This window comes from Crateriforma conspicua (assembly GCF_007752935.1).
GTDB lineage: Bacteria > Planctomycetota > Planctomycetia > Pirellulales > Pirellulaceae > Crateriforma > Crateriforma conspicua.
The window spans coordinates 2831748-2856545 of record NZ_CP036319.1 but is presented as its reverse complement, the minus strand read 5'-3'; the positions used below and the strand labels follow the sequence as shown (position 1 = coordinate 2856545).

Below are 24798 nucleotides of genomic sequence, written 5' to 3'. Positions count from 1 at the left end.
CAAAAACAAGAATCACCCTGATGCCAACGGCCCGACATTCCGTCATTCCGGAAAAGAATTCTCTCGTCACCGCATTTACCCCCCTCAGCGAGTTCTCTGACTGGCAGGGACCCGTTGTACTCGATCCCGGGGGGGGGGCAAGCATTTTTGCCGTGCAAGCACCATTTTTAATGGCCCCTTAACGGGGCTGCATGCGAACATCGACGCGGGTGACGATGCCACCACGCAGCACATCGATCGGCACGATGTCGCCGGGTGATTGTTGACGCAATTGTTCGTACAAATCGTCCAATTGCCGAATCTCATGGTCGTCGATCTTCAGCAATCGATCGCCCACCCTCAGCCCGCCCAACGCCGCTGCCCCGCCTGCCTTGACGTCGGTCAATTGCAATCGTTCGCTCCAACTGGTCGGCTGGCCTGACGCGTCCACCACGACCGGCCCCGGTTTGACCGTTACGCCCAATCGAACGGTCAACTGACGCCGAACTCCACCACTTTGACGCTCGGTATCGGCGTAGCTGGGCCGCTGCGGCGTTGTCGCCAGTTCGGCAACCGTCGCCAACGTCAAATCGCAAATGCGAGACATCCCGAACAGATTCAGTTTTTCGAAATCATCACCCGGACGATGATAGTCGTCATGAAGCCCGGTAAAGAAAAACAAAACGGGAACGCCCGCTTCGTAAAAGCTGGCATGGTCACTGGGGCCGTAACCGGTATCGACTTCGTACAAATCAAACTCCGGTGCAGCGACTTGTTGCCCACCCACGATCGCACCGTCACGATTCAGCCGCCGCATCATGGGCTTGAAATCCGCCGAGGTTCCCAGTCCATAGACCGTCAACTCGTTGTCCCGCAGGCGACCGATCATGTCCATGTTGATCATGGCCACGGTGTCGCTTAACGGGAACCGCGACTGGCGGACATAGTGCTTGCTGCCCAACAAACCGCGCTCCTCACCGGTAAACGCGATAAACACGACGCGACGATGGCGGGTCGAATCCGCCAACGCTTGGTTCAATCGCGTGGCCACGCTTAGCATCGCCGCTGTGCCGCTGGCGTTGTCATCGGCGCCGTTGTGCACCGCAATGGTTTCCGGAGCCAGCGATCCATAGCCGCCCATCCCGACGTGATCGTAATGGGCGCCCAAGATGATCGTCTGGTCGGCCAATTCACCTTTGCCTTCGATGACCCCGATCACATTCTTGGTGACCGCTTCACCGTCGGTCAGTTGGACCGACAGATCGACTTTGGTGTCGGGCAATTCGAAGCTGACCGGCTGGTATGTCTGGTCGATGTGGCTTTGGACTTCCTCGATGGACCGAGCGGTCGTTTTGACGATCCAATCATCGGCGACGTCTCGAGCGATACTGATGACCGGGATCGTCGACGCCTTGTCCTCCGATTCCCCCGCTTCGCCGATTCGCAGCAACCCCCGCGCCGCCTGCGTCACTTCGCTGTCCAAACGAACCAGGCTTGCTTCACATGTTTCCAGACTGATCTGCAATTGTTGTCGAGTCGCTTCTGCTTGTTCGGACAACGTTCGCAACTGGCGTTTCAGTTCTTGTTGGCGTTCTCGTTCGGCATTCAACCGACGCACCGATCGATCAACGCCGTCTTCGATACTGTCGGGATCGTTGACAATCAAGATTCCCGCGGCACCACGTCGGATCGCCAAGTCAATCTTTGTCTGAAAATAGGCGTGCCGAGAATTGCGTGGCCCTTCGAACAAACGCACCGCTTCTTTGCCACCGGGTTCTTTGCGCAAAATCAGCACGACTTTGTCGCGAACGTCGACACCGGCGTAGTCGTTGTACCCGTATTCAGGAGCGTTGATTCCATAGCCGACAAAGACCAACGGCAAACCCTTGACCTCACAACTGCGGCAACCGATCGATAGCGGACGCATCGCTTCGTCCAACCGAAGCGTCTGTGCGGGATCATCGCCGACACGAAACGTCACGTGGTTGGTCTGCGGCGACTTGGTCCGTGTTTCCAATCGCACGGACAACTCTTGGAACGGGGTCCCGTCGAACCAGTCGGTCCGCAAACCGGCCGCGTCGAAACGATCGGCGATGTATTTGGCCGCTGTGTCGATCTCGGGGGTACCAACGCCGCGGCCACGCATCGCGTCACCGGCCAGCGTTTGCACATCGCGTCGCAAAGCCTCCTTCCACGCGGCGGGAGGCGGCGAGGGGGTTTCCGATCGGGTGGCACCGGCCGTGATAACCAGCCCCAGTGTCGCCGCCAGCGCGACAATCCTCCGTTGATACGCCGACACGACGATATTCCCATAGCTGTGAAAAGAACGATTCGATCAACGCGGCGAGACCGGAAGGTCACGCGGCACGACGAGGCCGATCGGCCCTCGAACACGCATTATCACGACGCCGGAAAATTCCGCGACCGGTCTGATGGAGGGGCGGGCAACGGAAACATTCGGGGAGGCCGTGTCGGTGAAAAATCCGATCCGCGGCGAAAAAAAACCGCATTAAGGACACGTAACAGTTTCCCGGACTAGTCCACAAACGCAAACTCGTTGCTGATCCACAACACCTGGGCCAGTTGTTCCAAACGATCCAGCTTGGCCGGTCCGCTGGTATCCAGTGGTCTGCTGAAATCACGTCGCGAATCCGCTTCGATGACTTCCCCGTCGTCAGCGGTCAACGTGATGTTGATACGCCAGAAAAAACTGTCGTGGTTTCCGGTCGGCCCGGCCCCGGCGGCAAAGTCCAAGACGTCACCCCGACGCACCTTCGACGTCAACGGCCCCAGTGGCCGATTGTTGCTCTTCTGGGTACCGCGGAACAAACGACGACCACCGGCAAAGATCGCCGCCACCACGCCGTCGCCTTCGCGATTGCGGTGCCCGATCATCCCGGTGACTTTCACCACCCCGTCACGAGGCACCGTCCAGCGTCGCACCACCGCGCCACGTTCGCCGGGTCCGGGATGGCCGTTTTCCGATGCCAAGAACGCGTGCCCCAACCGCCCCGGACTTGGAAAAGTGGTCTCCGCCTGCCAACGGTCGTTCTGGAACACACCCAGCGGCGAAAATTCCTCCACGCCGCCATCGCCGATCCGCCCGGTTCCATAAGTCCACAAGGTGCGTGGATCCGCCGGCTGCTGAAACGACATCGCGCCATCACTCAAAAATTTTGTCAGCCATAGTGTTTCCTGGTCCGTGGGCTCACGTCCATAGACCAATCGAACCATGTGACCAGCCAGCACCGCCGGATCGTCGGAATCGACCCCACTGGAATCCTGGCGCACAGATGCTCGCACCCGAGCAGCCAAGGATTGTGACAAAGAGACACTTTGCCGGTGGTTGATCAAGAACAGTGCCTGCTGTGGCACCGTGGTGAAGTAACGTCGTGGCGTGTGCGCATCAGGGCTGGCCGAATCGAACGTGCGAAACAGCGATGGCAAGTTCTGGCGATCGATCATTGCATAGATCGTCTTGCGCGGCGTCACCGTCGATGCGGTGATGTCCACCGGTGGCCCACCGACTTGTCGGTCCAAGACGCCGGCGGCACACAACGCGGAATCTCGCAACGATTCAAAATCGCGGCGGCGACGAATCGCGCGCGCAAAGTACTGGTTGTCCGGATCGGCGCTGAATGATTCTTCGTCCACAGCGCTGGACTGACGATACAAACGTGTTGTCACGATGCGACGTACCAGTCGTTGAACGCTCCAGTCCACGGCAAACTCGGCCGCCAAATCATCCAACAGTTCTGGAATTGCCGGCGGCGATGTTCGGAACCCGAAATCACTGGGACTGTCGATCAAGTGACGGCCCATCAAATGCCCCCAAACCCGATTGACCATCACCCGCGCGGTCAACGGATTGTCTGGATCGGCGATCCGCCGGGCCAATTCCAATCGTCCACTGCCGTCATTGAATCGTGGTTCGTCGTCGCGACGCAGACTGGTCAAGAATCGACGCGGTGCCACGTCGCCTCGATTTCCCGGTTGGCCTCGTAAAAAGATCGCCGCGTCACGTGGCTTGTCCACATCGACCATCGCCAACGGGCTGGCATGTTTTTCGTCGACTTCGCGGCTGCTTTGAAACACACCGTACAGGCTGTAGTAATCCGCCATCGGGATCGGATCAAACTTGTGATCATGACACCGTGCGCAGGTCACGGTCAGCCCCATCAGCCCCCGCGTCACGACATCGATCCGATCGTCGATCACGTCATGCCGGTTCAAAAACCGTCGACCGATCGTCAGAAATCCCATCGCATCCAAATTGCCCGATTCATTGCCGGGGTCCGTCCGATCGCCCGCCAATTGATGCATCAGCATTTCGTCGTAAGGCATGTCGGTGGCAAACGCTCGGGTCAGCCAATCGCGATAACGTTCGCTGCCGTGCAAGCGTCGATCGCGGCCCGCCAAACCGTAACCGATCGTGTCGGCATATCGTGCGACGTCCATCCAATGCCGGGCAAAGCGTTCGCCGAAATCGGGTGCGGCGATCAGCCGATCGACCAACCGCTGGTACGCGTCCGGCCTTTCGTCGGAAACGAATCGTGCAATCTGGTCGACGTCCGGCGGCGTGCCGACCAAGTCAAAGTACAGCCTTCGAATCAGCGTTTCGCGGTCCGCCAGATCGTTGGGCTCTGCGCCATGGCGGACCGCCGCATCCATGGCGACGACATCCAACGGATCGCTCGGCTCGTGTGGCAAGTCATCCGTATCGATTGATTGCCAGCGATCGGCATGAATGCGTCGGGGTGGAACAAACGCCCAATGCGTCGACGGGTCGCGATCGATCGGTGACGTCTGTTCGGTGTCCTCCATCGATTCATCGATAACACTTTGTCGTGGGTCGACGGCGCCGCTGCGGATCCAAGTCCGGATCGCTTCGATCGATTCCGCGTCCAGCTTTCCGTCCGGCGGCATCTGCATCGACGTGTCTTGATATTCGATCGCGCGAACGATCAGACTTTGATCCGGCTTGCCGGGAACCACCGCGGCCCCACGGCTGCCACCCGACAGCAGCGCGGCCCCGTCGTCGACTCGCAATTCGCCTTCCGCCGCGTCGGCTTCCACGGAATGACAGTCGTAGCAGTGGTCGATCAGCAGCGGGCGGATGGAGGATTCGAAAAAGTCAACCGCGTCACGATTCGGCGTTTCACGCGGCGGTGGTTCAGGCGGGTCCGCCAGCGCCGCGATGGTTCCGCCGAATGCCAAACAAGCCAGCATCGTCGGCAAACACAGCCCCCACAGACGTCTGGGTCGGCGCAACATCCATGACGGATCGACATCGACACGCGGCATCGCGGCAACTCTCTTGGGCGGGAATGATCAATGCGGGGGGGCAGGCAAAGGTGGGGGCGGTCGCATCCGCCGGCACCCCATGGGTTGGTTTGCCGGGCGGCCGGACCGCTGCATGCCAGTGTACACGACTTATCCACACCGCAAACTTTCCGCCGTTGTCACCAACCGACCGTCCCAGGACGACGTTTGGCCGCTTTGCGGTCGTGACGACTCCGCGAAACGACATCGATCCGGTAACGTCTTGATCGAACCTTCACCCCAACAATTCGCCGCGACGGATGCCGATGAGTTTTGACGATACCGAAAGGCCTGTTTCTTCCACCGACGAGATCTATGACGACGTTGACGAATCCGGCGTGACCGCCGAAGTGGATGCCGAATCGACAGACGCACACCAAGCCGACGACGCACCGGTTGCCGCCCAAGACGATGCCGCCGACACGTCCGATTTGACGCCCCAAGACCGTGACGAAGTCGTCGCGGCACGGCAGGCTTTTGAATCCGACATCACGCCGGCGGAAATCACGCCGCCCTTTGACGTCGACGACGATGAATCGACCGACCTGGACGATCCACAGATGGTCGCCATGGCCGAACCGTTCGTCGGACGCTGGAACGGCTTGATCAGCCAAACCAATTGGGAAAAAGGCCGCATCATCAGCCAGTGGCGTCAAGCGTTGATCGACAACGGTGCCCCGGCGACTCAGTACAGTGACGAAGCGTGGGTGCGTCGCGTCGGCGGCGTAACGTCACCGCACGTCGGCCGGTTGCGTCGCGTGTTCGAACGTTTCGGGTCGACCTACGAAACCTACGAAGGCGTGTACTGGAGCCACTTCCTGGCGGCCCTGGATTGGGACGACGCACCGATGTGGTTGGAAGGTGCGTCGAAGGAATCGTGGAGCGTGTCGGGGATGCGTGAAAAACGCTGGCAAGCACACGGTGCGGTCGATTCGCAGCGTCCGACGTCCAGCCAAATCGTCGAAGTCGACTTGGACGAGGACGTCGTGTTGCCCGCACAGGGTGGCGGCAGCGAACGCACCTACGATGACGACGACGGCCCCGGAACGTCCGGTCCCTTGTCCGAAGCCCCCGACTTTGGCGACGCCGACGAACTGATGTCGCTCGGCGGTGGCCGCGAAGGCGAAGGCGGCACGGCGATCACGGCCGAAGACGAATCCGGCGACGGTGGACCTCAAGCTCCGGTGCAACCATTTGCCAACCTTCCCAAGTTGCCCGACGACTTGAATGACGCCGTGGAGATGCTGAAGCTGGCGATCTTGCGACACAAGTCCGCCGGATGGACGGAAATCGAATCAGACGATCTACAGCGGTACCTCAATGCCCTGGCGGTCCTGCTGAAAAGCTGAGCTCGCGACGATCAGTCATCACCCTCCCGCTCCGCTACTTTCGGCGGAGCGAAAGGCGACTTTGTGAGCCGCGAGGCGCTAGCCGCGGGTTCCGCTGTTTCAGCACCCCAGCCCGACGCCTGCGCAATCGGCCCTTCACCCTCCCGTACGCATCTTTCGGCGGAGCGAAAGGCGACTTTATGAGCCGCACGGCGCTAGCCGCGGGTTCCGCTGTTTCAGCACCCCAGCCCGACGCCTACACAACCAGCCCAGCATCACCTTCACTCTCCAACTCGCATCTTTCGCGGGAGCGAAAGGCGACTCTATGAGCCGCACGGCGCTAGCCGCGGGTTTCCGCTGTTTCAGCACCCCAGCCCGACGCCTGCGCATTCGGCCCTTCACCCTCCCGCACCGCGGGAGGGTCGGAATCGAGGAACGAGATTCCGGGGAGGGCTCTTCCAGCACGCTACCTTCACCCTCCAACACGCATCTTTCGGCGGAGCGAAAGGCGACTTTGTCAGCCGCAAGGCGCTAGCCGCGGGTTCCGTTGTTCCAGCACCCCAGCCCGACGCCTACACATTCAGCCCAGCACCGCCTTCACCCTCCCCCCACGCATCTTTCGGCGGAGCGAAAGGCGACTTTGTGAGCCGCAAGGCGCTAGTCGCGGGTTCCGTTGTTTCAGCAACGCAGCCCGACGCCTACACAACCAGCCCAGCACCGCCTTCACCCTCCCCCCACGCATCTTTCGGCGGAGCGAAAGGCGACTTTATGAGCCGCACGGCGCTAGCCGCGGTTTTCGCTATTTCAGCAACGCAGCCCGACGCCTACACATTCAGCCCAGCACCGCCTTCACCCTCCAACACGCTACTTTCGGCGGAGCGAAAGGCGACTTTGTGAACCGGTTTGGCGTGCCTACCGCATCACGCGTACCGCACGCGTCACCAACACGTGCGGAGTCCGCAATCCCGACAGATAACCGTGATTGCCCGTCACGCGAATCTCTTGGTTCAAATAACGACGCAGGTTGTATCCGGGACTGGGCGTCGCATACGCCAACGTCTTGCCCGTGTTGTCTTGCACCGCGAATGGTGGGTGATTGGCACGAGCCGAATACACCTGGACCAACTTTCCGCTGACCCATTCGGCGCCCAAATCTGAAGGCACGTCCGCTGGATCAGCCCCGGGCACTTCGTCCGCTTGGCGAGACACGCCAACCTGCTCCGGTGCAACCGACGGTTCGGAAACAGGCTGAAAATTGCCAACCGGTCGAATCGTCGCCGTCATCGGTGCGGCCGACAACGGTTGCCCGACCGGCACGTGGCCGGTCACCATCGATCCACCGTCACGACGATCGGCAATTCGAATGTATTGTTCCGCTCGTTCGACCAAAACCGACGCACGACGTGCCACCAAGTGGTCACCGGACTGATCCGCAATCCGCTGTGCCGCACGCAGAATCGGCTCCACTTCCACCGACGTCGCAGAATCCGCGATCAAACGTGCGAACACCAACTGCAAACGCGCGATGTCGGCGGTGACCGCTTCGCCTTCAATCTGTGCGATGCGTGCCGCGTCCACTTGCCGGCCTCTGGTCGGTGTCCCGCGGAAACCATCGGCGGCCTTGGACAACGCATCGGTCATCCGCCCGGTCTGCCATCCCGCCGCGGGAACGACGTCACCCAACACTTGAGCCTTCAACGGCTGGATTCCACCAACCGTTTGAATCGGCGAAGTCGTGGATGATCGCGAAGCGCCGATCCAGTTCGCGTCACTGGCGATCTGGTCGGCCGACGGTGCCGCCTGAGCCGACCCCGTATCCACCAATCGCGGATCACTGGTAATTCGAGCGGTCGACAACCCCGGCGCTGTATGGAATGAATTGGAAACCTGTCGGTCCGAAGGTGATTCGCCGAAAGCCGACTGCCCCGGTTGCCCGCGCTGGCCTGTGTTCACCGCCCCAGCCGATGCATCGATCCGACTCGTATCAACGCCAGACCCGATCACCCGGTCCACCAACTCGGCGTCCGCCAAAGGTGCGTCGAACGTACCGAAGGATTCTTGACCGGCCGACGGAGAACGAAGCTCCGGTTGGGCTTGAATCGGTGTCAGCCGATCGTCTTGTTCGGTGGATGCCGCGGCGATGCGTCGATGCGAATCTTGTGGGTTTTGAAGCGGCACCAGATCAGGAGCCTGTGCATACGACGGCGACTTTGCACCGCCGCTGACTTGAGCAATCGTTTGTGAATCGGCCGACTGGCTCAGACTCTGCGCCTCGCCGGCGACCAAATCTTCACCGCAGCAGGACTCCGGTGCATCCATTTGATTCTGCTGGACCTGAGCGATCAACTCTTCCGCCGACATGGCGACTTGATCACGGTGCACCCAACGGAACTCGCCAGAGGGCGGAACGATTCGCAACCAATCGGTCGGCCCATCGGGACCCTCGCGTTCGCTGCGACCGAGAATGGTGACACGTTCGCCTTCGGCCAATTGAACTTGCCAGCGATACTGGCGGGCTCGTCCCAGTTGAGTCCCGATCCAGACGACGCTGCGATCTTGCCGAACGGTGGCCGCTTTGCCGTTGGGTTCGATGTCCACGTCGTCGGCTTGAATCCAGCTGAAACTGTCTTCCGGCGGACGCACGCCCAGCCATCCGTCGTCCGTTTCCAAGTAGACGTCCAAGGCTTGCCCGTGCCGCAAACGCTCCGTCCGATACAACTTTCCATCGGGTCCACATCGCGTGAACGCCGAATCATGAGCGACATAGACGGTGTACGGTTCCGCATCGATCGCCGGCACCACCGCCTCTTCGGCATGGGCAACGCCGGTCATCGCCATGCCGCCGATCGCCATGCTGACAACCATCGCAACCGCACGGGCGGCGAAACCAACCGCTCGGCCACAGCATCGGATTGGCTTGGAACGTTCGAAAGCAAAGTGTGACGTCGGATTTAGCATCTTGCGCGACTCCAGAATTCCACGCGGGACATTTCACCGCCCGCCCGGCATCATGCCAGCACCAAGCGGTTCGCCGCGGGAACGAAGATTCGGGTACCTCAGGCGGGAATAGCCGACCACAGAACGTTTCACAAGATCGATTTGATATTCGGGCGACCGATACAGCCGGCATTTCCCGGATCATCCACCGGCCAGCAGGCACCCCATTTTGCCCAAGCCCACACCAATGGCGGTTTCCCATTTACTCCGTCCCCAGCGGTCTCCTATAAACGAGTGCTGAAAACACGGGTGAACCCCGGCTGCACCCGTTGGTGCGTCGACGCGATCGGCCCGGCCTTCCTCCGACCTGAACGAAACCGCAACGGCAAATGTCTGTATTGATCAGCTGCGAAACCGGTGGGGATCGCGTGCTGATACCGGAACCCTGGAACGACGATCCCCAGTGGCGGCAACTGGGTGATTCGGTCGCTTCCGGTGACGCTCATGCTTGGTACGCCGCCGCATCGCTCAGCCGGCTGTTGCACGTGCCGCTATTGTCCAGCCCGCATTCGCCGGACTGGATCGACGTCTCGGTGTCCCAACATCACCGCCGCCTGTTCTCACCGCAGTCCAAGCGGTTGCCCGCCGCGGCCCGCCAACGGCTGATCGACCTCGCGTTTGTTCCCTACCGCCAACAGGTGGCCCAGCGAATCGAATCAATGCTGCGGACCGGTCGTCCCTGCATCCATCTTTCGATCCGCACGTTCGAATCGCGATTGGGCGACCAGATTCGACGCGGCGACGTTGGCCTGGGCTACGACACCGGCCAGCCCGCCGAGGTGCATTTTTGCCTGGACTGGATCGACGACCTGTACGAATCGATGCCGAACGTCCGAGTCCGCCGGAACTATCCTCGCCGCGGCAGCAACGACAGCCTGACCAAGGCGATGCGAGCCAAATATGCGTCGCGAGGCTATCTGGGAATCGAAGTCCAGTTGAACCGCGCCTGGGTGGCCCGACCGGTGAAAATCCGCGACGAAGTCCTGGCCGGACTGGCCGAATCGCTGGAATACATGCTGCAAAGTCTCCCCAGCGAAGCCGCCTGACAAACCCAGCGAAGCTGCCTGACAAACCCAGCGAGACCGCGTGACGGAATCGGCGAAGCTGGCCGAAAAACCGTCCACCCAGCGGCCGCTTCCGATCTTCACCGAACCCGCATCTTGGCCTTGTCATCGCCGACACGGACGCTAGAATCTGCCACTTCACACGAACGACATGAAAGTCCCGCCCCACGGCGGCCTTTTCGTTCAGTGAACCCGACGCACCCCTAGCTCAACTGGATAGAGCATCGGTCTACGGAACCGAAGGTTACAGGTTCGAATCCTGTGGGGTGTACTCCCTCTCCGGCGGCCTCTCCGCCATCTGACACTGGCTTCTCATTTCGCCGGTCGTCGCGCATCAGCCTCCGGCGAATCTTTACGTCCGTTCGGCGTTTGGGCGATCGAAGCAAAAGCCTTCCGCTTGCGCCCCACCGGTGGGTGTCTCTTTGGTATCCCGGACCTCGCCACCCACTCCGGTGCATCCATCAGTGCGCGCATACGCTGCCTTCTCTTCACCGCTACGGCCGTTAGGTCGCATTGACGTCGATTCGACGCGCCATCACTCGGTCGCTTCATCAAACGCTCATCCAATAAGCCTCAAACATTTCGGAAAAGGATTTACTGTTTCCCGCGTGTTGTGAGAGCCAAGCGCACAACGTTCAAAGAACTTGGCTTGGCGAAAGTTTCGATACTCATGCAACGGGAAACAACAAAGATGCGACTGCAACACTACACCGGCGTCGTGCTGGCAATGTTACTGCTGGTGACCGGATCCGCCCCCGCGGCGGTGGTCATCTTTCAAGACGAAGCCGCCTTTACCGCCGATCTCGCGGATTCCAACAACTTTGGAACCGTCGGTGCAGACCTTCATGGCGGCTCGGATGTGTCAGGGCTCTCCAGCCAAACCTCCAGCGGAATCTTCATCAACGGGCTGGAGTACTCATTCACCTTTCGCGAAGGTGTTTTCGACACCAGCCTGGGTGGAACCGCACCGGTCGCGACAGGTGCGAACTTGATCAGCGACATTGATACAAGCGGCAGTAGTTTTATCTACGAGGCAGGAACGACGGACCAAGGCGGCGCGTCGATCCCCGCATGGGGATACGACACGGATGCCACGGCGTCCAGTTCCGCCAATACCGTTGCGTTGTTTGATTTCACGGCATCGCCCACGGACGTATTGTCATTCAGTCTCCAAGCCGGTGACTTCGAAGGCGGCAATGCTTGGTCGAATGTGGTTGCCGCCTACCGGGCCGATGGAACCAAGATCGGAGAGGTCTCCTTCGATTGGCCGGCGCCCGACTACGGCGATGGCGTCACCAACTTCATCGGCTTCGGTGCGGACGAAGCGATCGGCTACGCAGCATTCTTCGTCGGCGAAGACGATGCCACCGGGTTCGGCCACACCGAGCGAATCGCGGTTGGCGATTTCAAGCTGGGCACCAGCCAGCTCAATGCGGCCGCCGTACCGGAGCCCTCCAGCATTCTGGCCCTCACCGCCCTTGGGCTCACCGGTGCCGCCCGGATCTGCCGCAAACGGAAGCAAACGGGCTCACCCTCCGTCTAATCACCCGACGCTACCCGCAAATCCAAAACGCCGCCGGCCCCGCGACCCGCCGGCGTTTGAGGGAAAAATCCCCATTTTCCAGCGCACCGCTGCCGAGAAAGCACGACAATCCGTCGGCTGGCCGCTAAACACCTAGGCCCCGTGAAACGCTTGCTTCAGCAACCCATCCCAACGGGACTGAGGCGGAGCATCTTGCGTTACCTAATCGCTTTTTGCACGGACAGCGCCCAAAAATCACAGGCCGCGCGGTAATGGTTCACACCGCCGAACATCCTTCTCCAACCCCCCATGGCCAAAAACACTCTCACATCAGTTGCCCTAGTTGACCCGCATTCAAGACTATCGGTGGCAGATCGCACCTTTCAACCGTCATTGCGCGAAATGCAAGATCGCAAAAATCGGATCAACCGTACCCCCTGGAATTGCCACGCCTTCATTTTCCACGAAGCGAAAGGGACTTACGCCAGACACTTAATTTCCCACAATTGCCGAGTATACTGTAGGCCAACTGTATTCTTGTCAGTCAGTAATGAGCAGATACCTACCAATGAGTGCTGAAGACAAATCCACTTGTCTCAGTGCGGAGTCCACAACGTCTTCTCGAACCGGACCCGGCCAAATTTCTAGTACGCACCTTCCATCCGCTGCGTCCAAAGTTTCCGCTACCAAGTTCGCTTAACGTTCCCCAGAATGAATAGTCCGATCGGATACAAGTATGGCAAGGCAGTCAAGAACCGTTATCCGATTTGGCACTGACAGCGTTGTTGCCCCCCTCTTTCTTCTGCTCATTGTCGGCGGATTGATTTGGGCTGTCCAACAGCGTCAGCTTTCTATCGCAACTGCATGCTTTGCCGCTTCACTTGGTTCTCTTTTGAGCGGTGCGACTGCGTTTACGTTCATTCGTGCAAAGTTCTCAGTTGGCAGACTATTGCTGTTGAGCTATCTAGCCAGCCTTTGGATTTGGTATTTCACACCGCTATTGTTCGTCGCCATCTTCCCAGATGATGTGCGAGCGGGAGAAATCTATTCGGAACGGATGCTAGTCAATGCTGGATACTATTGCGCCATCGGATACACCGCCATTTGTTTTGGAGCAGTGGTTGCGTCTAGTTTTCAGTCGTCAGGTCCCGAACGGTTCTCGTCATCCACCGACGATTTGTTGCCGCTTTTTGCTGTCATGTGCATTGGACTTGCGTCACTTGCTATGGTTTTCACTAAGCGAGCTAGCCCTCAGGGGATTGAGGAACTCTACTCCGACGAAGGTACGTTGGCAGTAGCTTCTTTGGCCGGTGTCTGTGTCAAACTGATGGGAGTTTGCTGGGCCTATTTTCTGAGACGGTCATTTCTCGAACGCTTCAGCTTTTGGATTATTTCGGCCATCCTCATAAGCTTCCCTGCTGTTGCCTACTTTGTGTTTAAGATCGGCAAACGAAATGCGTTGTTTGGAATCGCAGTCATGCTCGCCTGCACGGTGGCTGCGTATCGCCCTCAATTATTTAAGAAATCTGTTGCGATAGCGGTACCAGTCTTCGTCGCTCTGTTCGTCGGTATCGGTTTCATGCGGACTCCAGACCGAGTACAAGACAGTGCTACACGCCGCATTTTGCAACCCGTGGTAGTATTCACCCAGACGGCGTCAATGCACGCCCGCATGCAAAAAGCCTACCCCGAAAATCGCCGCAGTTGGGGATCCACCTATGCCCAATCACTTTGCGCTATATTTCCCCCACCGATCGATGGGAAGGTTGCAAAACTAGCAGGCTTCGATGCACCTGCTCCTGAGTTTCCACGAAACATTGCGATAGACACCATTCCAAGCGCCGAAGCTAGAAATTTCGCAATGGGAGCAAGCCCAATTGCTGAAGCATACGTCAATTTTGGATTTCCATTGGGCTACTTGGCATTGGTCGCCTATGGATTACTTGTGTCGTCGATTCTGATTTTTGCTGAAGTACCGACCCAAAAGACATGGCTTTTCACACTGAAAGTCCTTCTTGCGGCCGGTGCATTTTGGACGGTCCGAGCCCCGCTTTCGGGATTATATGAGTATGCACACTATTGGTGGTTTTTGATCGTTGCTTTCATCGCATGGCGAATTCTGGTCCCACGGAAACGCCTTCGAACAACGATACCATCGGTCGACTAGTCTGCTCGCTCCAAATCTATCCTTCAACGCGAGTCGACCCAAACCATGCTCGTCAAACGTCACGCTATTGCAGCAGTGCTGGGAAGGCTGCTGGCAATCGGATCAGGGATCGCAATGACCGTGGTCGCGGCTCGCGTGTTAGAGCCGTCTGGATTTGCAAATTTTTCGATTTTCTGCACCTTCGTGGCCGGTGCTGGAATGGCATGCTCTGCGGGACTGGGGGTCGTCGGAATGCGATTCCTGGGCTCGGATTCCAGCGAACGCCATCGACTGGCGGCACAGCAAACGATCACCACCCGTATTTTGACGGTGCTGGTTGTCGCCGATCTGTTGATTGCTGCATTGATTGGCGTGCTCGGCCTATGGCTATCCAAACACTTGTTCTCTGGGCTCGACAGTGTTGCATCCGCAGCCGCGCAGATGGCACTGGGAGCCTCTGCCGTCGGTTTCACCCAAGCGTTTTCTGAGCTGCTGCGAGGCTGGCAAAAGCCCGGCTACAGCGCCCTGCTTGGCAATCAGCGGGGGGCACCTCTGGCGTGCGGTGCCGTCGCGATGGGGCTGTTGGTGATATCACAGTTCTCGGAACCAATCGGCTGGGCGTCCGCCGTTTGGCTTTATGTCTCAGGCTACTGCTTGAGCACCATTCTTGGCGGATCGTTAATCGCCGGACTCGTGCGTCTATCACCAGTTGACGACTTAACGGAACCGTGGCCCGCCAAACTGCCTTGTGAGCCAAACTTCGGCAAAAACGGCGATGATGGAAACGATACAGAATCAACCAGCTTAGATCGACCTGAGCTAATCGCAATTGCGGCACCGATAGGCGCCACCTTGCTACTAAATTTTCTTTCGTCCCAAGGCGACATTTTTTTGGTTCCATTTTTGGATCCAAGTGATGTCACACCCTACGTCGCTGCGCGGCGGTGGACCACGCTGGTCAGCATGCCGCTTGCCGTATTGAACATGACGGCCGGTGGACTGGTTTCAGCATCCCTCCGCAAGGGCAGCAAGGTACAGCTTGAGAGAGTCCTTCGAGCCGGCGCGACAATTGTCGGTGGGTTCGCGGGGATTGTTACTATCGCTGCGATCGTCGCCCCAACATTCTGCTTGCGCGTTGTCTTTGGCCCCGGCTATGACGGCGCAGCAACGATTCTTGGAATTCTTGCTGCCGGCCAATGGGTGTTGGTATCAACCGGGGCTTGCGGATTGGTGCTATCGCTGACCGGAAACGAACGGGTCGCACTGAGCATATCGGCCATAGGATTACTGTTACTGGTGCTTGCCGGCCCATTGTGTGCAACTTTCTTCGGACCGATTGGACTTGCCACACTTTTGAGTATGCTTGTGGCGGGCGCGAATGCTATTTCCTGCTGGGCCTGCCACCAGCGCGTCGGCATTCTGACACTGATCGACCCGACCTACCTGATCCGCCCACATCAACTATTCCGGGGCCTGCGTTCACGCGACAAGAAGTGACTCAATGGATACGGCCAAGCCCAATTTTTTCATCGTCGGGGCTCCCAAATCCGGCACATCCGCACTTGCCTTTTACTTGTCGGAACACCCACAGGTTTTCTTTTCTCGACCCAAAGAGCTTTTTTACTGGTCGGAAGACCACCAGTACGCTCGAGAGCGTCACGGTGTTTACACACTGGAAAGCTACCTTCGCTTTTTTGAAGACTCGGATCCAGCGTTACACAAGGCGATTGGTGAGGGCTCTGTGAATTACCTTCAGTCGCACAATGCCATAGAAAACATCCTAGCGTTTAATCCGGACGCAAAATTCATCGCGATGCTACGTGACCCGGTTGATGTTGCTTATGGCATGCATGGTGAACTGGTTCGTCATTACTTTGAAGACGAACTTGATTTTGAGAAAGCCTGGGGGTTGCAGTCCGACCGAGCGTCGGGAATTCGCATACCCGACAAGTGTGTCATGCGTCACCAACTGCAATACCAAGACGTCGCCACATTTTCGCCCCAGATCGAGCGGTTACATACGTTGGTTCCCGAGTCCCAACGACTGCTGTTGTTTTTTGATGATTTGAAGAAGGACACCGGAGCAGTCTATCAACAGACGCTGGAGTTTCTTGGATTGACCGATGATGGTCGATCTGAGTTCCCAAGGGTCAATCCGGCTCGAACCTACCGGTCGCACGCCATCGGCCGACTCTACCAAACACCCCCCAAGTGGCTAGAACCGGCGATGAAACGAGTGCGTCATTGGTATGCATCGCTTCCCGGCAACAAAAAAGATATGCTTGCTGGTATGATGGCGAAGAAGGAGGCGCGAGCGCCATTGAGAGAAGAATTTGCAACGCACCTGCGTGACATTTTTCGCACGGACGTGGAAAAACTGGAAGTAATGTTGTCTCGCGATCTCGCCCATTGGAAATAGGACGCATTGAGTACTGACGTGTCGAAGATTGTTTTCACACTTAAAAACTCGCGTCCCTATGGTGCTCCCAAAGTGGTCTGCCGTCATGCCGCGGCATTGGCCTCGCGCGGCCATCAGGTCACCGTGGTGGTGGGTGAAGAAGCTGCGTGTGAATCAGGGTCCCTCGAATCTGAGATGGCCCGATCAGGCATTGCGGTTTCAAATCAGCCTGGTTTGTTTGACAATGGAATCGGTCGAGGTGTGATGCTCGTCCGGAGTTTACTGAATGAACTGCGGCCGGACATCGTTATTTCATCACAACTTCGCGATACGCCACCGGTCATGATTGCGGCGGGGATCTCTAAGACACCGGCCATCGCAGTGGCGCAGAATCCGCTTCGTTTTCCAGGCCAAAGCATAGTCGGCAGATTGAAGAGTCGAGTCTACCTGGAGTCAATCAATTGGAACGCCACTCACGTCATCGCAGTCAGCGACTTTGTCAGAGATCACCTGCGTGCCAAGTGCCGTGTCGCTGACCAACGAATCGTGACCGTTCAGAACGGCTTTGATTTTGGCCAATTTCAATCTGTTGACAGATCTCAATCTCATAATGCCATCGGGAACCTTGGCATCGGCGATTCCACGTTTACGATTGGTTGCGTGGGACGTATTCACCCGCAGAAGGGACTAGACGTCTTGGTCCAGGCGATTGCCAAAATAAGAGCCGAGCAACATCATCATGACGATCTCGCGATCATCCTTGTGGGCGACGAGGGCGCCGGTGGGCGAGCCTATCGAAGCCGACTTGAGAATTTGATCCGCACCATTGGTCTTGAATCCCAGGTCCACTTTGTTGGATTTCAAAAAGATCCATCCCAATTTCTTGCCGGCTGCGATTTATTCATCCAAGCGTCGCGTTGGGAGGGCGGGTGCCCGACGCTATCTTGCATGGAAGCTTGGGCGATTGGCGTCCCCACCCTTCAATCCGATTGCTCCGGATTCGATCATAGGTTTACGGTGAACGAGGATGGATTTGGGTTCAAGAGCGAGTGCATTGACGACCTGAGCAAACAGCTTGAAAAAATCCTGACTCTCCCCGAAGAACGCTTGAAGGAAGTCGGACGACGAGGGCGGAAATTCCTAATGGAGCATTTTTCTTGGAGCGATGCAGAAGATCAGTTTGCTGACGTCGTTGAATCCGTCATTGCATAACCGATTTTCATCGGCGAAACACTGTCAATCTGCTCTAGGGAATAGACCCGTTCAAGTAGCCGCACCTGATGTTCTAAACAATAGCGACACTCGATCACTTCGCGACCGAATTTCCCCATTGATTCTCTTTTAGATGGAGTCGAAGCTAGCATGGACGCGAGAGCTTTTTTCATTGCGTCAACATCACCAGCGGGCACGACGATTCCGGCACCACCGTCTAAGGTTTCACGAAAACCAGCCACATCAAAAGCGATCACCGGGACTGACGAAGCCATTGCTTCCAACAATGCTAGGCTATGCCCCTCCCAGCGACTTGGCATAACGACAACATCGGCGGTGCGCAGCCAACAAGCGGCATCTTTTGTGGGCCCATGAAATGCGATACCGCTTTGTTCGCTTGCCAACCCCCGGCATCGATCCAACATCGGGCCATCACCCAGCCAATGAGCCCTCGCGTTGGGAAATAGATCCGCGATTTCAGGCCAAACTTTCAACAGCAGATCAGGCCCCTTCTGTTCGGCAACACGCCCGATCGTAACCACATGCAAATGATCGGATTCCAGCCCGAGACGCTCGCAAGCAACAGCCCGAGAAAAATCTTGCTGCTGATCCCAACGTCGAATATCGATTGAATTTGGAACAACGTCAACGTTTTGGGACAAAGCAATCCGATTATCAGCTAATTTTTCGCCCGAACTCACACACACAATACGATGCGACCGCCGGGATGTAGCGTAGCGTTCCCACCCACGAACCAATGAAGTCAAAGGCTGTCTGGTTGCCTCAAATGACCAACCGTGAGGCTGGAAAACCACATTGTCAGCGAACGCGGGAGCAATGCGACCGATCAAACCCGCCTTGGAAGAGTGCAGATGTGCTGTCTTAGCTTTCAGCTTTGCAGTAACTCGACGATAGGAGCGATACTCTGCAAGCAGGTTCAACCCCAGATCCCGGGACGCATCCCACTGGATGGTTGCGACCTTTGGCGATAGTCGACCCCAGAAATCATGATTCGCCGGCGAAACAACACCAACCTGCTTTCCTGAGTTGGCCTGACGATTGGCGATCGACAATACGACGTTCGCAACCCCCTCAGTCGTCGGTTGTGTCACATGCACAACGTCAAATTCGTTCATGTCTGGTCTGATCAAGAATGAGAACTTGGGTAACGAATCTGACGGCCCACAATCAGGAAGTTCCGTTGTGAGCAAAGCATGCGATTGCGTCTCTGAAAGGTCGTCGAAAAACCGTTAACCGGAAGTGCACCGGTCAATCTCGTTGCGCAAAATCAATACGCTCCTTCGCGCATGGCCATCGTGCGGATGGTGCGGAGGAGGATGTAGGTGTCCAGCCAGGGTGACCAGTTGCAGACGTAGTAACTGTCCAGTTGCACGCGTTGGTCATAGCTGGTGTCGTTCCGGCCGCTGACTTGCCAAAGGCCCGTGATGCCGGGACGCACACGCAAGTAATAGGGGAACATTTCCCGATAACGCTGCACTTCCGATTGAACGATCGGGCGTGGCCCCACCAGACTCATCTCACCCGTCAAGACGTTCCACAGCTGCGGAATCTCGTCCAAGCTGGTCTTGCGAAGGAAGTGGCCGATGCCGGGTATGATCCGTGGATCGTTCTTCAGCTTTTGGTCTTCGATCCATTCTCGACGCATTTCGGGATGCCGTTCCAGGTAGTCTTCCAACACCGAATCGGCGTCGGGCACCATGGTACGAAACTTCCAGGCCTTGAATTTCTTTCCGTCGCGGCCGATGCGTGTATGCCCATAAAACGCCGGGCCAGGCGATTTCCACTTGGTCCAGGCGATTGCCAGAATGAACATCGGTGAGGCGGCCAGCAAACCGAACAGCGAACCGAAGAAGTCCACGGCTCGTTTGACCGTGGCATTGACCGGGCTTTGCAAGTGATCGGTGACATGGACCCCCATCACACCGGCGCATTCACGCGGGCTGGCCCAAAGACTGGGGATCATCAATTGCGACGGCAGCACGATCAGATGCGGCAGGTCACCACAAAATCGCATGACGCCCGACACGTCCATGCCATCGCAACCGCCTGGTGCCAAAATCCCCCAGCGGACACCGTGCCGGGGCACGATTCGATTCAGACGATCAATGCTGCCCAAGTAACGAAAACGATCGGCGTCCAAGGGCGGCGACAACGGCTGGGCATCGTGCCAACGATCAACCAGCCCGACCGGTCGGAGCCCGCGTTGGGACGCGCGTTGGTAAAACTTATAGATCGCTTGGCCTTGAACGCCTGCACCGATAATGACGACGCGTTCACCCCACCACCCTCGGTCGGCCACCATATGCCGCACCGATGCTCGTACGACCGGCAGCAATAGCATGGCGACGATCCCGCCGATGATGCCGACCAATAATTCGATGGGACTGAGCACGGCGACCATGGCGTTGGTGGCCAGCATCAAGCTGAAGGCGAAAAAACCGCTGAGCACCAGTTGGCGAAGTTCGAACACGGGACTGACGCCGGTGGCCGGGTACAGGCCCATCAGCAAGCCGATGCCCAGGAACGAAACGCCGACAGCCAGTCCTTGGAAAAAGAAATTCGTGTGCGGTGCATAACCCAGCAAGGCGGCGCTGACCAAAATGGCACCGTAGAAAGACCCGAGCACCACCAGCAGGTCACCGCAAATTAGCGGGATTGAGGTCAGAACCACTTGTCCGACGCCGCTAGCAACCCCACGCGGTCTTCGTTTGCGGTTGCGTTCTTTCCCCGATGGCTCGGGCAACACCGGCGCAAGCTGCTCGATGGCTTCGGTCGACACGACGCCCACGGGCAGTCGTTTCGATTCTTGCAGGTCGGTCGAGGGCATGGAAAACAGTCAATGGTGTACGGCAGTGAACGCTTGCCCCGCAGATCGGAAGTAAGAATAGTCGAATCGATTGAAAGTAAAACGAAGATTCGAACAATCAGCGAAGCGGGGTTGCGGTTGATCCCTACTATTCGCGTTGTGTGGGATTCAGGCCCGCAATACCGGAAATCAGCATAGCCCCGCAGGGGGGAGCCGCCAACTGTCCCGGCGGACACTTCTGGATCGCTCGGGGTTTGAGTCTGGCAGGCCGGTCGTCTGGCCGCGGAGAGTCTTGATCCGGCGGCACGCTCGTTAAGCGAAGCGGAGGCGGTGAAATCGCAGCCGAAGCACGTCCCGTTTGACAGGCTCGGACGTATGCGTCGTCTGGCAAGCCGTCACGAAACGCACGATCGGCGTAATCAAATCCGGCCGGCGGATCGCGAATCCCTCCCGCGTCGGGTCGTGCGGGCTGTGTGGATGTTTCGCGACCCGGTCGAATGACTTCGACTTCTTGTGGCACTCCGTCAGTGGGATTCGCCCGCCACGGTCCGATCGACCGAGGTGAAGGCGAAAATTTCCTGGAAGGAGTTTCCACCGTGAAGGATTCACGAACACGCCCGCGCTGGGCACGATGGCTGATCGCGCCGTTGGTGTCCTGCGCCCTGCTGACGACCGGTTGCGCATCTTTGGTCGACTGGAAGTACGAACAGACACAAATGCACCGCGCCCGGGCCGCGTACAAGCACTGTGGCAATCCTTGCGGTGAATGCTATCCGCACGATTATCGGTCCGGATGGATCGACGGCTACTATGACACGCTGACCGGCGGAGATGGCTGTCCGCCATCGATCGCGCCGGCTCGGTACTGGGATCCCAAACAGATCCTGGAGGACTGCGATAACCGACGCCACGCCTATTACAGCGGCTGGCAAGACGGTGCCGCGGCGGCGTCGCGGTGCCCGGACACGCACTACTTGAAGGTGTGGGAATCTTGCGAGTGCGAATTCCCACGATGCGAACAGCCCTGCCGTCCGACCTCCGGTGCGTGCGGTTGTCCATCGCTGGACATCCCGGTCGCCGATGGCAACGGTCACATGATCGAAGTCATCAGCGATGTGCCGATCGGAACCGCTCATTCGTTGACCGACGGGATGATCGTCCCAATGCCCATGGATGACGTGGAAGACGAACCGGTCGCGACGGACGACGCCGCCGAAGAGGATTCCGAGCCAGACGTGCAAGAAGATGCACCGGAGTCCGACGTCGACGCGGTGGCCGATGCGGTGGAAGAAGACGAACCGCAACTGGACGTTTCCGACGACGAAGATTCGGATTTCGGCCGGGGTGCAGAGATCATTCCCGCGGCACCGGCGGAATTCGACGAAGCGTTGTATCGCCCCAATGTCCAGCTGAAGATCAAGACCGTCGGATTCACGTCCACGGCCAAACCGGCGGCCCCGACATCAGAAAAGTTGTTGGAAGCCCTGCGTCAACAGCAACAGGCACGCACTCATTGACCTTTGGCGGGCGTGTCGCCATGACGCGATTGCCCGATTCTTATTCAGACCGTCGCGTCCAAGGATTGCGGCACGCGATGGTCTGACCACCACCGTTCACGTTGTTCCATCTGTTCCGAAAGGATTCGGTCATGCCCCTATCCAAACAAACTTGGCTGTCCGCCGTCACGAAGCGCATGGGGCGTGTGTGTGTCACCGCGACGCTGGGACTGCTTGCCATCGCCAACACGGGATGTCACTTGGTATCGTCGGCCCGGCATGCCATTCCCGCCCACCGCTTGGACCCGAACCTGTTCGATTGCCCACGGGACGACTTGGCACCGCTGCCCTACGCGGCGTTGGGCCAAGAAAAGCCGATGGAGCACTTGATCGGTCCCGGCGACGTTCTGGGCGTTTATGTCTTTGGCGTGTTCCCGCCGGGCGAAGATGACACTCCGGTACAAAACCGTGCCCAGGCGGTGAACCAGCGGTACTATCCGCCACGCGGCACCGTGGTCGGCCCGACGACCGGCTTGCCCGTGACCGTCGACATCAACGGCGAAGTCGATTTGCCGCTGATCGATCGCGTCAACGTTCAAGGGCTTTCACTGACGCAAGCCACCGACAAGATCCGCAAGACCTACCGCGAAGCCGACATGATCGCCGCGGGTCGCGAACGGGTTTCGGTCGGTCTGATCACGCCGCGGGTCAAACGTGTCGTCGTGCTTCGTGAAGACACCCCGGCCACGCCCGTCGCGTTGGCGTCGCCCCAAGCCGTCGACGAAGTGCACCGCGGCAGCGGTGAAGTGATCGACTTGCCGGTGTACGAAAGCGATGTCCTGCACGCGTTGGCCGCCACCGGCGGATTGCCCGGGACCGACGCCGAACGCGAACTGTACGTGATTCGTCGCAGCCCCACGATCGACTATCGGTTCATGAACATTGAACAATTGCAATCGATGGTCGACACGTTGGGCCCCGAATCGGGCGTCGTGCGGATCCCGTTGGTCGGCTGTCCGGACCAGCCGATTCCGTTCACCGAACAAGACATCAAACTGGACGAAGGCGATGTATTGTTCGTGCCGCGTCGCAACGAATACTTCACGACCGGCGGCATGCTGCCCGGTGCACGCATCCCGCTGCCGCGAGATCGTGACATCGATGTGATCGAAGCAATTGCGATGGCCACCGGTTCGGCGGGCGGCCCCCTGGGTCGCGACGGCGGAGTGCTGGCCGGTGCCGGCGTCAGCTACATGCGTGAACCGACCCGCGTGCTGATCCTGCGTGACTTGCCCGACAACCGCCAGATCACGATTCGCGTCGACTTGGACCGGGCAATGAAGGACAAAAAGGAACGGATTCGAATCCTGCCCGACGATGTCGTCATGCTGTACTTCAAGCCTGGATCGGCGACGCTGAACAGCACGCTGAACTACATCCCAAGTGCGGTCGTCGGCTTGATGATTCGCGACGCCGACTGATCCGACGGGATCCGAACAGAAAAACGCCACGCGGCCAAGCCTTCGATTCGTAGGCTTGGCCGCTGTTGTTTTGCGCCGGCCTGCACGCTGGTTCGGAAACGCGGGCTTTAGCCCAAGACCAAACCGTCGCCGGGTTCGGCCTGTTCCCATTCACGGCGAATTTCGCGAAGCCCGTACGCACACAGTTCGAATTGTTCGCTAAGCAGAGCCAACAATTCGCAGGACGGCCGGTCATCATCGGCTTCGATCTCCGAAGCGATCGCGTAAGCCAGCTTGCCCTGTCGACAGTAATCCAAATAGCCGTCTGCGGTGCCGCGTCCTTGGATCTTACGCAACCGTTCGGGATACATGCCCGACCAGAACAGCGTGAAGTCGCCGATGTGACGATGGACATCACGGCGGGCAACGCCGATGCGTTTGTCCGCTTCGCCCATCATCTGAAAAACTTCGGTCGCAGGTTCGCCGTTGGACTTGCGAACGCGATGCAAGTTTTCCATCCGCACGAAACGAAATAGCAAATCGCTGACGTAATCGACCAGTTGCACGTCGGCGATCCCCAAGTCCGAATGGAAAACGCACTCGCTGAGACCGCTGAAGAAACGTTCGATCGCCGAGCGTGGTTTCGGAGTATCAGGATTCATCGATATTCAATCCTCTTCACTGGATCATGGTGGTGAAGCGGAGACAACGGTCGGTGGGGAACAACCGCGAGTCCTGAAATCTACAGTTAGTAACTGACCAGGCCCACGTCAAGGAAGAATCGAATTGCTGGACAATCGACGTTGGATCGATTAGGCGAATTTGGATTGATGAAAGCTGCGTCAGGATGGTGTGAGCTGCAAGGGGGTGGCCGGCGATCGATGGAGCAGCCACCGGCGGCTGGTGCCTTGCGCGGGATACCGGCGGCTAGCGCCTTGCCGCTCACTTCATGCAGAGGAAACCGGCGGCTAGCGCCTTGCCGCTAACGTTAGGAGCGGGTGACCGGCGGCTAGCGCCTTGCCGCTGATTTAGTGAGGGGGATACCGA

15 protein-coding genes and 1 tRNA gene are annotated in these 24798 nt (G+C 58.3%); 10 read left to right on the top strand and 6 right to left on the bottom strand.

All coding sequences use genetic code 11. The features are described from left to right. Nucleotides 1-178 precede the first annotated feature (178 nt). Together Mal65_RS10880 and Mal65_RS10875 are read right to left on the bottom strand one after the other, a co-directional pair. The gene (locus Mal65_RS10880) at nt 179-2278 is read right to left on the bottom strand and encodes a M28 family peptidase (protein ID WP_145297139.1); all 2100 of its coding nucleotides are present in this window, start codon (nt 2276-2278) and stop codon (nt 179-181) included. A gap of 236 nt (nt 2279-2514) precedes the next feature. Further along, a complete protein-coding gene (locus Mal65_RS10875) occupies nt 2515-5283 on the bottom strand; it encodes a PSD1 and planctomycete cytochrome C domain-containing protein (RefSeq protein WP_196784754.1) in 2769 nt (922 codons plus the stop codon). Nucleotides 5284-5567: 284 nt separating this feature from the next. Between Mal65_RS10875 and Mal65_RS10870 the strand changes: the two genes are divergently transcribed. Further along, nucleotides 5568-6650, top strand: coding sequence for a hypothetical protein (locus Mal65_RS10870; RefSeq protein ID WP_145297136.1), 1083 nt, complete (start codon nt 5568-5570; stop codon nt 6648-6650). Between the two features lie 891 nt (nt 6651-7541). Here Mal65_RS10870 and Mal65_RS10865 read toward each other — a convergent pair. Further along, nucleotides 7542-9587, bottom strand: a complete 2046-nt coding sequence (locus tag Mal65_RS10865; protein ID WP_145297133.1) for an SH3 domain-containing protein — start codon at nt 9585-9587, stop codon at nt 7542-7544. A gap of 368 nt (nt 9588-9955) precedes the next feature. On the opposite strand from Mal65_RS10865, the gene Mal65_RS10860 reads away from it, so the two are divergent. From Mal65_RS10860 to Mal65_RS10830, 7 genes are all read left to right on the top strand, one after another. Continuing rightward, a complete protein-coding gene (locus Mal65_RS10860) occupies nt 9956-10672 on the top strand; it encodes an N-formylglutamate amidohydrolase (RefSeq protein ID WP_145297130.1) in 717 nt (238 codons plus the stop codon). Nucleotides 10673-10887: 215 nt separating this feature from the next. Beyond that, a tRNA-Arg gene (locus tag Mal65_RS10855) sits at nt 10888-10961 on the top strand. Nucleotides 10962-11381: 420 nt separating this feature from the next. Next, nucleotides 11382-12233: a PEP-CTERM sorting domain-containing protein gene (locus Mal65_RS10850; protein WP_165701198.1), complete on the top strand. Its 852-nt coding sequence runs from the start codon at nt 11382-11384 to the stop codon at nt 12231-12233. A gap of 715 nt (nt 12234-12948) precedes the next feature. After that, nucleotides 12949-14379 carry an O-antigen polysaccharide polymerase Wzy gene (gene wzy / locus Mal65_RS10845; RefSeq protein WP_145297124.1) on the top strand — a complete coding sequence of 477 codons (1431 nt, stop codon included), beginning with the start codon at nt 12949-12951 and terminating at the stop codon, nt 14377-14379. A 45-nt stretch (nt 14380-14424) separates the two neighbouring features. Next, the gene (locus Mal65_RS10840; RefSeq protein ID WP_145297121.1) at nt 14425-15855 is read left to right on the top strand and encodes a lipopolysaccharide biosynthesis protein; all 1431 of its coding nucleotides are present in this window, start codon (nt 14425-14427) and stop codon (nt 15853-15855) included. Between the two features lie 4 nt (nt 15856-15859). Next, a complete protein-coding gene (locus Mal65_RS10835) occupies nt 15860-16777 on the top strand; it encodes a sulfotransferase family protein (protein ID WP_145297118.1) in 918 nt (305 codons plus the stop codon). Between the two features lie 18 nt (nt 16778-16795). After that, on the top strand, nt 16796-17968 hold the full coding sequence (locus Mal65_RS10830; RefSeq protein ID WP_165701197.1) for a glycosyltransferase family 4 protein: 1173 nt from the start codon (nt 16796-16798) through the stop codon (nt 17966-17968). Here Mal65_RS10830 and Mal65_RS10825 read toward each other — a convergent pair. Beyond that, on the bottom strand, nt 17932-19104 hold the full coding sequence (locus tag Mal65_RS10825; RefSeq protein ID WP_145297111.1) for a glycosyltransferase: 1173 nt from the start codon (nt 19102-19104) through the stop codon (nt 17932-17934). The genes Mal65_RS10830 and Mal65_RS10825 overlap by 37 nt on opposite strands. Before the next feature lie 152 nt (nt 19105-19256). Continuing rightward, nucleotides 19257-20816: an undecaprenyl-phosphate galactose phosphotransferase WbaP gene (wbaP, locus tag Mal65_RS10820; protein ID WP_145297109.1), complete on the bottom strand. Its 1560-nt coding sequence runs from the start codon at nt 20814-20816 to the stop codon at nt 19257-19259. Nucleotides 20817-21391: 575 nt separating this feature from the next. Here wbaP and Mal65_RS10815 point away from each other — a divergent pair. After that, entirely contained in the window at nt 21392-22312 is a 921-nt protein-coding gene (locus Mal65_RS10815; protein ID WP_145297106.1) for a hypothetical protein, read from the top strand. 131 nt (nt 22313-22443) lie between these two features. Next, on the top strand, nt 22444-23772 hold the full coding sequence (locus Mal65_RS10810) for a polysaccharide biosynthesis/export family protein (protein ID WP_145297103.1): 1329 nt from the start codon (nt 22444-22446) through the stop codon (nt 23770-23772). 107 nt (nt 23773-23879) lie between these two features. Here Mal65_RS10810 and Mal65_RS10805 read toward each other — a convergent pair whose 3' ends face one another. Beyond that, nucleotides 23880-24413: a hypothetical protein gene (locus Mal65_RS10805; RefSeq protein ID WP_145297100.1), complete on the bottom strand. Its 534-nt coding sequence runs from the start codon at nt 24411-24413 to the stop codon at nt 23880-23882. Nucleotides 24414-24798: the final 385 nt, after the last annotated feature.